General features: G+C 62.4%; 14 protein-coding genes. 7 read left to right on the top strand and 7 right to left on the bottom strand.

Going from position 1 to position 15,330, the window contains the following annotated elements; genetic code table 11:
- Window positions 1-1,188: a CaiB/BaiF CoA-transferase family protein gene (locus PLD_RS17135; RefSeq protein ID WP_159894746.1), complete on the bottom strand. Its 1,188-nt coding sequence runs from the start codon at window positions 1,186-1,188 to the stop codon at window positions 1-3.
- Between the two features lie 34 nt (window positions 1,189-1,222).
- A complete protein-coding gene (locus tag PLD_RS17130) occupies window positions 1,223-2,944 on the bottom strand; it encodes an acyl-CoA dehydrogenase family protein (RefSeq protein WP_159894744.1) in 1,722 nt (573 codons plus the stop codon).
- A 109-nt stretch (window positions 2,945-3,053) separates the two neighbouring features.
- Here PLD_RS17130 and PLD_RS17125 point away from each other — a divergent pair, with 109 nt between their 5' ends.
- Together PLD_RS17125 and PLD_RS17120 are read left to right on the top strand one after the other, a co-directional pair.
- Window positions 3,054-3,992, top strand: a complete 939-nt coding sequence (locus PLD_RS17125) for a LysR family transcriptional regulator (RefSeq protein WP_159894742.1) — start codon at window positions 3,054-3,056, stop codon at window positions 3,990-3,992.
- A 116-nt stretch (window positions 3,993-4,108) separates the two neighbouring features.
- A complete protein-coding gene (locus PLD_RS17120; RefSeq protein ID WP_159894740.1) occupies window positions 4,109-5,536 on the top strand; it encodes an MFS transporter in 1,428 nt (475 codons plus the stop codon).
- Here PLD_RS17120 and PLD_RS17115 read toward each other — a convergent pair.
- Window positions 5,519-6,613, bottom strand: a complete 1,095-nt coding sequence (locus PLD_RS17115) for a bifunctional transcriptional activator/DNA repair enzyme AdaA (protein WP_159894738.1) — start codon at window positions 6,611-6,613, stop codon at window positions 5,519-5,521. The genes PLD_RS17120 and PLD_RS17115 overlap by 18 nt on opposite strands.
- 362 nt (window positions 6,614-6,975) lie before the next feature.
- On the opposite strand from PLD_RS17115, the gene glnL reads away from it, so the two are divergent.
- Window positions 6,976-8,061, top strand: a complete 1,086-nt coding sequence (glnL, locus tag PLD_RS17110; RefSeq protein ID WP_159894736.1) for a nitrogen regulation protein NR(II) — start codon at window positions 6,976-6,978, stop codon at window positions 8,059-8,061.
- Window positions 8,058-9,494 carry a nitrogen regulation protein NR(I) gene (gene ntrC, locus PLD_RS17105; RefSeq protein WP_159894734.1) on the top strand — a complete coding sequence of 479 codons (1,437 nt, stop codon included), beginning with the start codon at window positions 8,058-8,060 and terminating at the stop codon, window positions 9,492-9,494. The genes glnL and ntrC overlap by 4 nt, the downstream gene beginning before the upstream one ends.
- A 525-nt stretch (window positions 9,495-10,019) precedes the next feature.
- Here the strand turns inward: ntrC and PLD_RS17100 are convergent.
- Complete coding sequence (locus tag PLD_RS17100; protein WP_159894732.1) at window positions 10,020-10,460, bottom strand: hypothetical protein; 441 nt, start codon at window positions 10,458-10,460, stop codon at window positions 10,020-10,022.
- Here PLD_RS17100 and trmL point away from each other — a divergent pair.
- Window positions 10,459-10,914, top strand: a complete 456-nt coding sequence (gene trmL, locus PLD_RS17095) for a tRNA (uridine(34)/cytosine(34)/5-carboxymethylaminomethyluridine(34)-2'-O)-methyltransferase TrmL (protein ID WP_016963309.1) — start codon at window positions 10,459-10,461, stop codon at window positions 10,912-10,914. The two genes, PLD_RS17100 and trmL, sit on opposite strands and share 2 nt — an antisense overlap.
- A gap of 77 nt (window positions 10,915-10,991) precedes the next feature.
- On the opposite strand, the gene secB is transcribed toward trmL, so the two are convergent.
- The 3 genes from secB to PLD_RS17080 are packed head-to-tail and all read right to left on the bottom strand — an operon-like array spanning window position 10,992 to window position 12,184.
- Window positions 10,992-11,474 carry a protein-export chaperone SecB gene (secB, locus tag PLD_RS17090; protein WP_159894730.1) on the bottom strand — a complete coding sequence of 161 codons (483 nt, stop codon included), beginning with the start codon at window positions 11,472-11,474 and terminating at the stop codon, window positions 10,992-10,994.
- A gap of 42 nt (window positions 11,475-11,516) precedes the next feature.
- The gene (gene grxC / locus PLD_RS17085) at window positions 11,517-11,771 is read right to left on the bottom strand and encodes a glutaredoxin 3 (RefSeq protein ID WP_102882126.1); all 255 of its coding nucleotides are present in this window, start codon (window positions 11,769-11,771) and stop codon (window positions 11,517-11,519) included.
- Window positions 11,771-12,184, bottom strand: coding sequence for a rhodanese-like domain-containing protein (locus PLD_RS17080; RefSeq protein WP_159894728.1), 414 nt, complete (start codon window positions 12,182-12,184; stop codon window positions 11,771-11,773). The genes grxC and PLD_RS17080 overlap by 1 nt, the downstream gene beginning before the upstream one ends.
- A 164-nt stretch (window positions 12,185-12,348) precedes the next feature.
- Here PLD_RS17080 and gpmI point away from each other — a divergent pair, with 164 nt between their 5' ends.
- Window positions 12,349-13,878 carry a 2,3-bisphosphoglycerate-independent phosphoglycerate mutase gene (gene gpmI, locus PLD_RS17075; RefSeq protein WP_159894726.1) on the top strand — a complete coding sequence of 510 codons (1,530 nt, stop codon included), beginning with the start codon at window positions 12,349-12,351 and terminating at the stop codon, window positions 13,876-13,878.
- 136 nt (window positions 13,879-14,014) lie between these two features.
- The gene (locus PLD_RS17070) at window positions 14,015-15,301 is read left to right on the top strand and encodes a murein hydrolase activator EnvC (protein ID WP_159894724.1); all 1,287 of its coding nucleotides are present in this window, start codon (window positions 14,015-14,017) and stop codon (window positions 15,299-15,301) included.
- Window positions 15,302-15,330 lie beyond the last annotated feature (29 nt).

Below are 15,330 nucleotides of genomic sequence, written 5' to 3'. Positions count from 1 at the left end.
TCAACCGCGTACCACGCCGCTGGCCAGCAGCTTGGCGATGGTCGACGCATCCAGCCCCAGCCCTTGCAGCACCGCGCGAGTGTCCTGGCCCAATCTGGGCGGCGCGCTGCGGTAGCTGGCGGGCGTTCGCGACAACTTCACCGGCGAGCCAATGCCTCGGTAATCACCGATCTGCACCAGCAACCCGCGATGCCGGGTATGGGGATGAGCCACCACCTGATCGAGCGTGGCGATCGAACCGCACGGCACCCCCAGCTCGATCAGCCGTGGCGCCAGCGCGGCACCGTCGTGTGCGGCCAGGTAATGCTCCAACTGCTGCTTCAAGGCCTCGCGATTGACCGAGCGCTGGCCGTTGTCGGTAAAGCGTGGATCTTCCAGCAACTCGCTGGCGCCCAACTCCTGGCACAGCCTGGCGAACTGTCGATCATTGCCAACCGCGAGGAAGATCGGTTCGCCGGCGGTGCGATAGCTGTCGTAAGGAGCGATGTTGGGATGGGCATTTCCCGTGCGCTTCGGGGTCTTGCCGGAAGCGAAGTAGTTCGGCAGATGGGGATGCAGCAGGGACACACCGCAGTCATACAGGGAAATATCCAGGGACTGCCCAAGGCCGCTGCGCTGACGCTCGTTGAGGGCCAGGAGAATCCCCGTCAACGCATTCAAGCCGGTGACCATATCGACGATCGGCAGGCCGATGCGCAATGGCCCGCCCTCGCCTTCGCCGTTGACACTCATCAAGCCGGCCATGGCCTGGATCACCGCGTCATAGCCGGGTAAACCGCCCAAGGGGCCATCGGCGCCAAAGCCGGAGATCGCGCAATGAATCAACCTCGGGAAGCGCGGGCTCAGCACCTCCTGAAAACCGATGCCCCAGCGTTGCAGGGTGCCGGGCTTGAAGTTCTCCACCAACACGTCGGCGCCTTCCAGCAATTGCATCAGCAGGTCCAGGCCCTCGGGGCGCGACAGGTCGACGGCGATCCCCTGCTTGTTACGGTTGATACCGCGAAAATACGAGGCGTCGTCGCCTTCGAACGGCGGCCCCCAGCCCCGGGTCTCGTCGCCGCTCAGCGGCTCCAGTTTGATGACTTCGGCGCCATGGTCGGCCAGGGCCTGGGAACAGTAGGGACCGCCCAGCACGCGACTCAGATCGATGACTTTCAGGCCCGCCAGGGCCCCTTGGGCAAGCTTCATCCAGGTACTCCGCAAATCGGAAAGGGACGGCCAATCAGGCCGGCAGCAGTTGCATGGCCTCGGCTTGCGACAGCGGGCTCTCATTGGCCAGGCGCGCCAGCAGCTCGGCATTGATAGCCAGCTCCAAGTTCAAGGGGTCCCGCGGTAGCACCTTGTGCGCCAACACCAGATGAGCCAGGGCCAGGCGTCGATAATCCGGGGCCTGACGCGCGGCCTCCCAGGCCATGAAGATCGCGCTGGTCAGGTGATACAGCACGCTGCCGAACTGACGCACCTGCTCATCCCGGCGTTGCTGCGCCACCGTATGGAAGCCTGTCACCGTGCGCAGCAGAGCCGAATCGAACAGCCTGCGGCTGGCGTCCGGCAGATCGGCCTCGGCCAGCAGTGCCGCCAGATAACCTTGCAAGGGTTCCAGCGCCTGCTCACGGGTTACCGCCCGGGCAATGTCCAGGGCGACAATATTGCTGGTGCCCTCCCAGATCGAACCCAGATGGGCATCGCGCACCAGCCGGGCATCGCTCCATTCCTCGATGTAGCCGACTCCCCCCCGTACTTCCATGGCATCGCCGGTGACGCGCCGAGCATCGCGACAAGCGCGGAACTTGATCAGCGGGGTGAGAATCCGCACGCATTTGCGCGCCGCCTCATCGCCGCCATCAGCCCGGGGCAGCAAGCTGGCGATCTGCATGAACATCGAACGTGCCTGCTCGGTGGGCAGCATCAGCTTCAGCAACTGGCGCTGCATCAGTGGCATCTCGATCAGGTACTTGCCAAAAGCACGGCGCTGGCGGGCGATGTACAGCGCTTCGTTGAGCCCTCGGCGCATCAGCCCCGCCGCTCGCACACCGTTGGACAGCCGCGACATGTTGACCATATCGGCCATCTGCTGAAAACCGCGCCCAACCTCACCGATCAAGTAGGCCTGGGCACCTTCCAGGGTGATTTCGCCACTGGCCATGGAACGACTGCCGAGCTTGTCCTTCAGGCGCTGGATTCGGTAGCGGTTGCGCGAACCGTCCGCCAGGTGTTTCGGCAACAGGAACAGGGTGACCCCGGCCATGCCCGCCGGTGCACCCTCCGGGCGCGCCAGGACCATGGCCAGGTCCGCGTCCGGGTTGGAGCAGAACCACTTCTCGCCGTACAGCTGCCATTGGCCGTGCTCCAGCCGTGCGCGGGTTTCGGTGCGCGACACATCGGAGCCGGCGGCCTGTTCGGTCATGAACATCGCCCCCTGGAACAACTCGTCGAAATCCTGGGACTGCAACTGCGGCAGGTAGCGCTGCACCAGCTCGGGCGTGCCGAACTTGCGCAGAGTGCGGGTCAGGGAATCGGTCATGCTCACCGGGCAGCACAGGCCGAACTCAGCCTGGACGAACAGATAGGTCAGGGCGTACTTGACCAGCGGCAGTGGCCCGTCCGGGCGATGGCTCATGGCGGCCAGGCCCAATTCGGCGTAGGCCACCCGCTCCAGGGCCACGTAGTCCGGGTGCTTGGCAATGCTTTGCAGGTTCTCGCCACGGCGGGTGCGGGGCTGCAACAGCGGCGGGTTCTTGTCGGCGCTCAAGGCCAGCACATCCAGCTCACCGCCGGCCCGGGCACCCAGGCGCTGCAGGGTTGGCAGCCATTGCTGGTAGACCTCGGGCGGCAGGTAGACCCGGAGCAACCCGGCCAGGCCGGCGTCGCATTCAAACAGGTTGATGCCACGGCTGTCGGGGATATTCAGGCGGTCTTCAAGGGGGCGAGGCTCGGCGGTCATGGCGCGTCTCCTGATTTTTGTAGGCCGAGACTAGAGCCGCCATCGATAAGTATCTAATACAAAATTTATCAACTACGATAAAAAATCCAGATCGTAGAGGCAGGATCACATGGACCTCAAACAGCTGCGCTACTTCGTCGCCGTGGCCGAGGAACTGCACTTCGGGCGAGCGGCGGCACGCCTGTGCATTTCACAACCGGCGTTGAGCTTCGACATTAAAAAGCTCGAGAGCCTGCTGGACATCCAGCTACTCAACCGCAATAACAAATCGGTCAGCCTGACCAACGCCGGTCAAGTGCTGCTGGGCGAAGCGCGCTACCTGCTACTGCGGGCCGAACAGGCACGGCGCCTGACCCAACGCTCGGCCGAAGGCTTTGCCGGGCGCCTGAGCGTGGGCTTCGTCAACTCGATCCTGCACCGTGGCCTGCCCCAGGCAGTCAAAGCCTTCGAGTGCGATCACCCGGACACCGAGATCGTGCTGATGGAAATGAACAGCGCCGCTCAAGCCCAGGCCCTGCAACGCGGGCAAATCGACATCGGCTTCGTACATGGCGCCACCTTCGCCGCGGGCATCCACAGCGAGCCACTGCTGGCCGAACCCTTCCTCTGCTGCCTGCCCCTGAACCACCGCCTGGCCCAGCAGACGCACATCGATCTGGCACAACTGGCGGGCGACGACTTCATCCTGTTCCCGCGTGAAGTCTCGCCGCACTACCACGACCTGATCATCGCCCGCTGCGTGGCCGCCGGTTTCAGTCCGCGCATCCGTCACGAGACCCGACTCTGGCAAACCGTGGTGGCAATGGTGGCCCATGAGATGGGCGTGGCGCTGGTGCCGCAGACCCTGGCCCTGCTTGGCCAACCGGGGGTGAGTTACTGCGAAATCGAAGGCCAGGCCGCGCCTTCGGAAATTCTGGCGATCCATCTGGCGGACCAACCCTCAGCCGCCGCCGACAGTTTTCTGGCCCTGTTCAAATCCTTGCTGCACGTCACCGCCGCGCAGGACAGGACCGGGCACGGCGATACGAAATCACGTATCAAACCATAAAATTTAATCATTATATTTTTCGATTCCTGCCTGTATAGGCTCCCAGCGGTCGGGCCTTGCATGAAGCCCGCGCGCCCTGCACGGGTGCCCATAACAATAACAAGCAGGAGTTGCACATGACCGCCGCCCTGGAAGCTGCCGCCCACAAGAAAGCCCGCAAGGCGGGCATCGCCTCGTTCATCGGCACCACCATCGAGTGGTATGACTTCTACGCCTATGGAATCGCCGCCGCTCTGGTGTTCGGCAAAGTTTTCTTCCCCGCCGACCTGCCTCCGGGCACCGCCACCCTGTTGTCCTTCCTGACCCTGTGGGCCGGCTTTGTCGCCCGCCCCATCGGCGGCATCATCTTCGGCCACATGGGCGACAAGATCGGCCGCAAGACCACTCTGGTGATTACCCTGATCATGATGGGCGTGGCCACCACCTGCATCGGCCTGCTGCCCAGCTACCTGCAAATCGGCATCTGGGCGCCGATTGCCCTGGTGACCTTGCGCATCATCCAGGGCATCGCGGTGGGCGGAGAATGGGGCGGGGCGATCCTGATCGCCAGCGAAAGTGCGCCCAAGGGCAAGGGCATTCTCTATGCCGCCTTTGCCCAGCAGGGCTCACCGGCCGGCAACCTGCTGGCAACCCTGGTGTTCTTCGGCCTCAGCGCCCTGCCCGCGCCTGACTTCCTGCTCTGGGGCTGGCGCATCCCGTTCCTGCTTTCGGCGCTGCTGGTGATCGTCGGCATGGTCATTCGCCTCAAGCTCGAAGAATCCGATGACATGCAGCGCCTGATCGCGCAGAAGAAGACCGTCAAGCTGCCGATTCTCGAAGTGCTGCGCAGCCACTGGCGCCTGGTACTGCTGGGTGCCGGAGTGCTGCCGATCATCCACGTCACCTACTTCAAGAGCACCTTCGCCCTGTCCTGGGCCACCAAGGAGCTGGGCTACACCCAGAGCAGCTTCCTCAGCGTGATCGTCATTGCCCTGGTGGTGCAATTCGTCACCCAGCCCCTGGGGGCGGTGCTGGTTTCACGCATCGACATGCGCAAGGCCATGGTGTTGATGGTGGTACCGGAACTGGTGCTGATGCCGGCGATGTTCTTCGCCGTGGAAACCGGCCGCTACTGGATCGCCGTGGTCGGCATGTGCCTGGCCACCGTGCCCCATTCGATGTTCTATGGCGCGGTGGGGGGTATCCTGGCCCGGGCCTTTCCGACCCGAGTGCGCTACAGCGGGTTGTCGATTTCCTATCAGCTGTGCTCACTGCTGGTGGGCGGCGCCACCCCGGTGCTGGCCCAGAGCATCCTCAACGGCACCGGCAGCATCGTCGGCGTGGCCATCGCCTCGGCCTGCTACACACTGGTTTCATTGCTGTGCATGCTCGCGCTGCTTAAGCGCATCGGCCACAACGCTGCGGAATTGTCCACAGCGGAGCAGGCGGATGCCGATGAACTGGCGCGACAGGCGAACAGCCCTGAACAAGCTCTGCCCCCTCAAGGTAACCTCGGCGCAAGCGCCCCGGAGGATGCCGACAAACGCCTACAACCCGCTCGCTGAGCAGACCTGCGAAGCGCCCATGCGACGCTCATGCTCCAGCAGCCAGCGCTTGCGCCACAGACCGCCACCGTAACCGGTAAGAGCGCCATCGCTGCCGATGACCCGGTGGCAGGCGATCACGATGGCGATCTGGTTGGCGCCGTTGGCCCGGGCCACCGCCCGCACCGCAGATGGCGAGCCGATCCGCTTCGCCACTTCGGCGTAACTGCAGGTGCTACCCAAGGGAATGGCGCGCAAGTCTTGCCAAACGGTGCGGGTAAAAGGCGAGGCATTGAGCGCCAACGGCGTGTCGAAGCGGCCGCACTCGCCGGCAAAGTAACGGCGTAATTCGGCCTCGATCTGATCGATAGGAGCAACGCGTCCAAAACCTATGCTGGAACCGCTGCGCTTTTGCAGGGTTTGCAGTTCATTGGCCAGGGCCGGGCGATCGAAAAATTCCAGCAGATGCAGGGCCTGGGCGTCGGCCACCGCCAGCATCACACCGATAGGGGTCTGCAACCAGTCCACTTTGAGCAGTTCGCGCCCCCGCAGGTTCGACGGTGGCTGACCGGCCTGGCGAGCAAAGGCGCGGCGAAAACCACTGTCGGAATCAAACCCGGCGCTGATCTGCGCCTCGATCACCGATTGTGCGCAAGACAACTGCTGCATGCCCTGACCGATGCGCCGCAGGCGAGCCATTTCCAGGAAGGTCACCCCAAAGTAACGCTTGAACGCCCGACGCACGGTGGATGGGTCCAACCCTAAACGGCTTAGGTCGTCCTCGTACCAGCGGCGCTCGGGCGCGCTGTGCAGTTGCTCCAGCAGGGCCTTGACCCAAGGCTCCTGAACCCCGGCCTGCTCCAGGGGCCGACAACGTAGACAGGCACGAAACCCCGCCTCGACACAGCCTTTGATCGAACTGAAAAACACCGTGTTCTCGCGCTTGGGTTTGCGCGCAGCGCAGCTCAGGCGACAGAACACCCCGGTACTTTTCACCCCGACATAGGCAAACCCCTCATAGGCTGGATCGCGCGCCAGCAGCGCCTGGTACAGGGTGTCGTCATCGGGAAGCTGAAACAGCAGAGGGGCGTTTTCCATGGCCGCATCCTAAACCTTGAAATATCGGGTTCACCCACTCTAATCGCGCCTCCGACCCGACGCCGCTGAAAAACGGGCGTTGATTCTCATCCGTTGCGCGCACAGCGAGCAGCATCCGGGGTCATGCACTATATTGGTGCAGAATCTTGCACTCAGGCGATCACGCCAGCCCATTTTGGTTCGAAAATACCCGCCAGAGCCGACCAAGCGCCGCACATCCGAACTTCAAACGCCTGTTTTAGGGCGTCAACGCTTCTTTTCGGAGCCTTGGTTTGGTTTTTGCATTTTTCTCACACCAGCGCTTTAACCCTGCGCGCGATCCAGGCCCCGTCCTGGGCCGCCTTGCTCCAAAAGAGGTCCGAATGACCATCAGCGACCCACTGCACCGTCTGTTACTGGACAACCTGACCACCGCCACCCTCCTGCTCAACGCCGACCTGCGCCTTGAGTACATGAACCCGGCGGCGGAAATGCTCCTGGCCATCAGCGGCCAGCGCAGCCATGGGCAATTCATCAGCGAGCTGTTCACCGAATCAGCCGAAGCCTTGAGCTCCCTGCGCCAGGCGGTGGAGCAGGCGCATCCGTTCACCAAGCGCGAGGCCATGCTCACCGCCCTGACCGGCCAGACCCTGACCGTCGACTACGCGGTGACGCCGATCCTCAGCAACGGCGCCACCTTGCTGCTGCTGGAGGTCCACCCCCGGGACCGGCTGCTGCGCATCACCAAGGAAGAGGCCCAGCTGTCCAAGCAGGAAACCAGCAAGATGCTGGTGCGCGGCCTGGCCCACGAAATCAAGAACCCCCTGGGCGGGATTCGTGGCGCGGCCCAATTGCTGGCTCGCGAGCTGCCCGAGGAAAGCCTCAAGGACTACACCAACGTCATCATCGAAGAGGCCGACCGCCTGCGAAACCTGGTGGATCGCATGCTCGGCTCGAACAAGCTGCCGTCCCTGGACCTGACCAACATCCACGAAGTGCTGGAGCGGGTCAGCAGCCTGGTGGAAGCCGAAAGCCAGGGCTGCATTACCCTGGTGCGCGATTACGACCCGAGCATTCCCGACGTCTTGATCGACCGCGAGCAGATGATCCAGGCGGTGCTCAACATCGTGCGCAACGCCATGCAGGCCATCAGCAGCCAGAACGAAATGCGCCTGGGGCGCATCACCCTGCGCAGCCGCACCATGCGCCAGTTCACCATCGGCCATGTGCGCCATCGCCTGGTGACCAAGATCGAGATCATCGACAACGGCCCGGGCATCCCCGCGGAACTGCAAGACACGCTCTTCTTCCCCATGGTCAGCGGCCGTCCGGACGGTACCGGACTGGGCCTGGCCATTACCCAGAACATCATCAGCCAGCACCAGGGCCTGATCGAGTGTGACAGCCATCCTGGCCACACCACCTTCTCGATCTTTCTGCCTCTGGAACAAGGAGCCCCATCGACATGAGCCGTAGTGAAACCGTGTGGATCGTCGATGACGACCGTTCTATCCGTTGGGTCCTGGAAAAAGCCCTGCAACAGGAAGGGATGACCACCCAGAGCTTCGACAGCGCCGACGGGGTGATGAGCCGCCTGGCCCGCCAGACGCCGGACGTGATCATTTCCGACATTCGCATGCCCGGTGCCAGCGGCCTCGACCTGCTGGCGCGCATTCGCGAGCAGCACCCGCGCCTGCCGGTGATCATCATGACCGCGCACTCGGACCTGGACAGCGCTGTCGCTTCCTACCAGGGCGGGGCCTTCGAGTACCTGCCCAAGCCGTTCGACGTGGACGAGGCGGTGTCGCTGGTCAAGCGCGCCAACCAACATGCCCAGGAGCAGCAAGGCCTGGAAGTGGCACCCATCCTGACCCGTACCCCGGAAATCATCGGCGAAGCGCCAGCGATGCAGGAGGTGTTCCGCGCCATCGGCCGCCTGAGTCATTCCAACATCACGGTATTGATCAACGGCGAATCCGGCACCGGCAAAGAGCTGGTGGCCCACGCCCTGCATCGCCACAGCCCACGGGCGGCGTCGCCGTTCATCGCCCTGAACATGGCGGCGATCCCCAAGGACTTGATGGAATCCGAGCTGTTCGGCCATGAAAAAGGCGCCTTCACCGGCGCCGCCAACCTGCGCCGCGGGCGCTTCGAACAAGCCGATGGCGGCACCCTGTTCCTTGATGAAATCGGTGACATGCCCGCCGAAACCCAGACCCGCCTGCTGCGGGTGCTGGCCGATGGCGAGTTCTACCGGGTCGGTGGACATACTCCAGTCAAGGTCGATGTGCGGATCATCGCCGCCACCCACCAGAACCTGGAAACCCTGGTGCACGCCGGCAAGTTTCGTGAGGACCTGTTCCACCGTCTCAACGTGATCCGCATCCATATTCCGCGCCTGTCGGACCGTCGCGAAGACATCCCGACCCTGGCCAAGCACTTCCTCAGCCGCGCCGCCCAGGAACTGGCGGTGGAACCCAAGCTGCTGAAAAGCGAAACCGAGGAATACCTGAAGAACCTGCCGTGGCCAGGCAACGTGCGCCAGTTGGAAAACACCTGCCGCTGGATCACCGTCATGGCTTCAGGGCGCGAGGTGCACATCAGCGACCTGCCGCCGGAGCTCTTGAGCCTGCCCCAGGATTCGGCGCCGGTGACCAACTGGGAGCAAGCCCTGCGCCAATGGGCCGACCAAGCCCTGGCTCGCGGGCAGTCAAGCCTGTTGGACAGCGCGGTGCCGAGTTTCGAGCGGATCATGATCGAAACCGCCCTCAAGCACACCGCCGGCCGCCGCCGCGACGCTGCAGTTCTGCTGGGCTGGGGCCGCAACACCCTGACCCGCAAGATCAAAGAACTGGGGATGAAAGTCGACGGTGGCGAAGAGGACGAAAGCGAAGAAAGCTGAGCCTTCCACTCGACAACGAGAATGTGCGTGCACCAGGATGGGGTGCATGCACCGCCCGAAGGCGCGACGAACCGCAATCGAGCACGGCTCCATCATCCAAGGCCTGGTCTTCACATCTGAAATGTGGCCCTTCGAAAACGCAAAAGCCCCGGAATCCGGGGCTTTCAGCTTTTTATCCAGGCAATCAATGCCATATCGATCCAAGTTGGCATGCCCTCTGCAATAACCCAGTCACGACCCAGTTTCGGGGACCTTGGTACAGGCAGGCCGGGGATTCCCCTCTTTAACACCCGGCCCATCACGCTCTAAGCGACGGGCCACGATTTCGGGAACCTTGGTACAGGCAGGCCGGGGATTCCCTCTTTAACACCCGACCCATCACGCTCCAAGCGACGGGCCACGATTTCGGGAACCTTGGTACAGGCAGGCCGGGGATTCCCTCTTTAAACACCCGACCCATCACGCTCCAAGCGACGGGCCACGATTTCGGGAACCTTGGTACAGGCAGGCCGGGGATTCCCTCTTTTATTGCTCACGCAGGTGGATCTCCAGGCGCCAGCGCCCCTCCACCTCGCTCCCGTGCCACTCGCCCCGCAAAGCGCGGGCGGCCACCAGGTTCAGCAGCAAGCCCCGGTCCGCAAGGCGGATGCGCCAGTTCACACGCCTCTGATTGACCTGCAACTGACCACTCTGCGCATGCCCCTGAGCATCGAACAGCAACGCCAGCGCGCCGTCGATATGTTCGCCATGAAGCTGGGGCTCCTGGTTGAACCAGACCACCAGGCCGTCCGGCACCACCTCGACCTGCTGCAATTGCACCGGATCAGGCTGGGTCAGGCGGCCGATCATCAGGCCAACCATGACTCCGACAATCGCCAGGGAGCCAAACACCCGCAGCATAAGCTTCGGTCGCGGGTCCTCTTCAGGCGTAGAATGCAGCCCATCTTTTTCTTCGGAGCCGTGCATGTTTCACGTCATCCTCTTTCAACCAGAAATTCCGCCGAATACCGGCAACGTTATCAGGCTGTGCGCCAACAGCGGCTGCCACCTGCATTTGATCGAACCACTGGGTTTCGAAATGGACGACAAGCGCCTGCGCCGTGCCGGCCTCGACTATCACGAATACGCCACCCTGCAACGCCATGCCGACCTCGCCAGTTGCCTGGAAAGCCTCGGCCATCCGCGCCTGTTCGCCTTCACCACCAAAGGCTCGCGGCCCTTCCATGACGCCAGCTTCAAGGAAGGCGACGCGTTCCTGTTCGGCCCGGAAAGCCGTGGCCTGCCGGCGGACGTACTGGACGCCCTGCCCGGCGAACAGCGCCTGCGCCTGCCCATGCGCGAAGGCTGCCGCAGCCTGAACCTGTCCAACACCGTGGCCGTGGCCGTCTATGAAGGCTGGCGGCAACTGGGCTTCAAGTAACCATTCTCTGTAGCCGCTGACGCCCGAACATGAAAAAAGCGCCGTTACAGGCGCTTTTTTCGTACCGCGACCAGTGCTTACTGAACGGTGTTTTCGCCGGCGGACTGCAGGCGTTGCAGTTCCTGGGCGTACAGCGCATCAAAGTTCACCGGAGCCAGCATCAGGGCTGGGAACGAACCACGGGTCACTAGGCTGTCCAGCGCTTCGCGCGCGTAAGGGAACAGGATGTTCGGGCAGAAGGCACCCAGGGTGTGGCTCATCGAAGCCTCGTCCAGGTTCTTGATCAGGAAGATACCGGCCTGTTGCACTTCAGCGATGAAGGCCACTTCGTCGCCGTTCTTCACGGTCACGGACAGGGTCAGCACCACTTCGTGGAAGTCGGTTTCCAGCGCCTTCTGACGGGTGTTCAGGTCCAGGGCAACACTGGGTTCCCACTGCTGACGGAAGATCGCCGGGCTTTTCGGCGCCTCGAAGGACAGGTCACGCACGTAGATGCGCTGCAAGGAGAATTGCGGTGCGTTTTCGTCTTCAGCAGCAGCGGTGTTCTGTTGGTCAGTCATCTCAAATCCTTGTTGATCTTGGGTCTAATAAGGTTAGGAATTTCAGGCCGCCAGCAACGCGTCGAGCTTGCCGGCGCGCTCCAGAGCAAACAAATCATCACAACCACCTACGTGAGTGGCACCGATCCAGATCTGCGGCACGGACGTGCGTCCGGCCTTCTGGGCCATATCGGCACGCACTTGCGGCTTGCCATCGACCTTGATCTCTTCGAAGGCCACGCCTTTGCTCCCGAGCAGATGCTTGGCCCGCGAGCAGTAAGGGCAGTAGTCGCTGGAGTAGACGATGACCTTGGGCATTACTTCACCAGCGGCAGGTTGTCGGCTTTCCAGCTGGAAATGCCACCGGACAGCTTGGCCGCGGTAAAACCGGACTTCAACAGCTCGCGGGCATGAGTGCCAGAGTGCTGGCCCTGGGCATCCACCAGGATGAGGGTCTTGGCTTTGTGCTTCTCCAGCTCGCCGACACGGGTGGTCAGCTTGTCCTGGGGAATGTTCAGCGCACCGACGATATGGCCGGCTGCGTAGTCCTTGGACGGACGGATATCGATCACCACGCCCTGCTCGCTGTTGACCAGCGCAGTCAGTTCACGGGTGCTGAGGCTGCGGCCACCGCGGCTCAATTCATGAGCGATCAACAGAGCCAGCAGGATGGCGAAGGCGCCGACGAGCAAGTAGTGTTCAGTGGCGAATTGAATCAGGTGAGCAACCATCTAAGGAGGTTCCAGGGCGTTAAAATGTCGGCCAGTATACACAGCCCTCAAGGTCGGCCAAACCCCGCCCGGCGGTGACGCCGATTGAACTTGCCTTTAAACTGCCACTCCCTTTTTCAACACCTTCCTTTCAACTCTTCTCTATCCAGCCACGAGTGGACGCCATGACTACCACGCCTAAACCTTTGGTCCTGATGATTCTGGATGGCTTCGGTCACAGCGAGAGCCACGAATCCAATGCCGTCTATGCGGCCAAGAAGCCAGTCCTGGATCGCTTGTGCGCCAGCATGCCCAACGGCCTGATCTCCGGCTCCGGCATGGACGTTGGCCTGCCAGACGGGCAGATGGGCAACTCCGAAGTCGGCCACATGAACCTCGGGGCCGGCCGTGTGGTGTATCAGGACTTCACCCGGGTCACCAAGGCCATCCGCGACGGCGAGTTCTTTGAAAACCCGACCATTTGCGCGGCCGTGGACAAAGCCGTGGCCGCCGGCAAGGCGGTGCACATCCTCGGCCTGCTGTCGGACGGTGGCGTGCACAGCCACCAGGACCACCTGATCGCCATGGCCGAACTGGCCTTCAAGCGCGGTGCCGAGAAGATCTACCTGCACGCCTTCCTCGACGGCCGCGACACGCCGCCGAAAAGCGCCCAGTCGTCCATCGAGTTGTTGGACGAAACCTTCAAGACCCTGGGCAAGGGACGCATCGCCAGCCTGATCGGCCGCTACTTCGCCATGGACCGCGACAATCGCTGGGACCGTGTGGCCCAGGCCTACAACCTGATCGTCGACGGCCAGGGCCAGTTCAACGCCGCCACCGCCCAGCAGGGCCTGGAAGCCGCCTATGAACGCGATGAGAGCGACGAGTTCGTCAAGGCCACGACCATCGGCGAACCGGTCAAGGTCGAAGACGGTGACGCCGTGGTGTTCATGAACTTCCGCGCCGACCGCGCCCGGGAGCTGACCCGGGTCTTCGTCGAAGACGACTTCAACGACTTCGAGCGCTCACGCCAGCCAAAACTGGCCGGCTTCGTCATGCTCACCCAGTACGCCGCGAGCATCCCCGCACCGGCGGCCTTCGCCCCGAGCAGTCTGGAAAACGTGCTGGGCGACTACCTGGCAAAAAACGGCAAGACCCAACTGCGCATCGCCGAAACCGAAAAATACGCCCATGTGACCTTCTTCTTCTCCGGTGGCCGTGAAGAGCCCTTCCCGGGCGAAGAACGCATCCTGATCCCATCGCCGAAAGTCGCCACCTACGACCTGCAACCGGAAATGAGCGCACCTGAAGTCACCGACAAGATCGTCGATGCCATCGAGCACCAGCGTTACGACGTGATCATCGTCAACTACGCCAACGGCGACATGGTCGGCCACAGCGGTGTGTTCGACGCCGCGGTGAAAGCCGTGGAGTGCCTGGACCTGTGCGTCGGGCGCATCGTCGATGCCCTGGAAAAGGTCGGCGGCGAAGCCCTGATCACCGCCGACCACGGCAATGTCGAGCAAATGTCCGACGCCTCCACCGGCCAGGCCCACACTGCTCACACCACCGAGCCGGTGCCCTTCATCTATTACGGCAAGCGCGCCCTGAAAGTCCGTGAAGGCGGGGTTCTGGCGGATGTGGCGCCGACCATGCTCAAGCTGCTGAACCTGGCGCAGCCAGCGGAAATGACCGGCAAGTCGATCCTGGTCTGATAGCAAAAGGCCCAATAACAGGCCGGAAACGGTTTTTTATGACGAACGCCTCAAAGCAGTTGGCTTTGAGGCGTTTTTTTTTGCCGCGATGGGCGGGCATACTAGACCGTCCCTTTCCTTGGTGTCGCCCGCCTCTATGCTTCGCGCCCTGATTGCCCTTGCCCTGATCTGCCTGCTCCAACCGGCGTTTGCCGATGAGCGCGCGCAAACCCAACAACAGTTGGACGCCACGCGTCAGGACATTGCCGAGCTGAAGAAGCTGTTGGGCAAGCTGCAGGAAGAGAAGTCCGGCGTGCAAAAAGAACTGCGCGGCACCGAAACCGAGATGGGCAAGCTGGAAAAGCAGGTTGATACCCTGCAAAAAGAACTGAAAAAAAGCGAATCCGAGCTGCAGCGACTCGATGAGGAGAAAAAAAAACTCCAGAGCGCGCGCACTGAACAGCAACGACTGATCGCCATCCAGGCCCGGGCGGCCTATCAGAACGGGCGCCAGGAATACCTCAAGCTACTGCTCAACCAGCAAAATCCGGAAAAGTTCGCCCGCACCCTGACCTATTACGACTACCTGAGCCAGGCACGCCTGGAGCAGTTGAAGAACTTCAACGAAACCCTGCGCCAACTGGCCAACGTGGAACAGGACATTTCCCTGCAGCAAGCTCAGTTGCTGGTGCAGAAAAGCAGCCTCGACGCACAGCGCGAGGCACTCGCCAAAGTGCGCAAGGAACGGCAACTGGTGCTGGCCAAGCTCAACAACGACCTGAAGGCCCGGGACGACAAACTCAAGGCCCGCGAGCAAGATCAGGCCGACCTGGCCAAGGTGCTCAAAACCATTGAAGAAACCCTGGCTCGCCAGGCTCGCGAGGCGGAGGAAGCGCGCCAAAAAGCGCTGATCGCCCAGCAGGAAAGCGAAAAAAAGCGCTTACGTGAGGCCCAGGATGACGCCAGTGATGCACCGCGCAATCCGGCTAAATCCAGCGCTGGCACCTTGGTCTCCAGTGCCGGGCCGTCCTATGGCGGCTCATTTGCTTCAGCCCGGGGAAAACTTCCATGGCCCGTTGATGGTCGACTACTGGCTCGCTTTGGTGAAACTCGCGGCACCGACTCCCGCTCCAAGTGGGACGGCGTGATGATCAGCGCCACCGCCGGCAGCCAAGTGCACGCCGTGCACGGTGGCCGAGTGGTGTTCGCCGATTGGCTACGGGGCGCTGGCTTGCTGGTGATCCTCGATCATGGCAACGGTTACCTGAGCCTTTACGGACACAACCAAACGCTGCTCAAAGCAGCCGGCGATGTAGTCAAGGCCGGAGAGTCCATCTCCACCGTGGGGAATAGTGGCGGACAGGACACTCCTGCGCTGTACTTTGCAATTCGTCAGCAGGGCCGCCCCAGCGACCCGGCACAGTGGTGCCACGCGCAAGGATAAGCGCTGCATCTAAATTAGGAGTTCGTTCG

Origin of the sequence: Pseudomonas sp. LD120 (genome assembly GCF_009861525.1) — a bacterium.
In the GTDB taxonomy this organism is placed as follows: domain Bacteria; phylum Pseudomonadota; class Gammaproteobacteria; order Pseudomonadales; family Pseudomonadaceae; genus Aquipseudomonas.
This window is presented reverse-complemented; position numbering and strand designations above follow the sequence as displayed.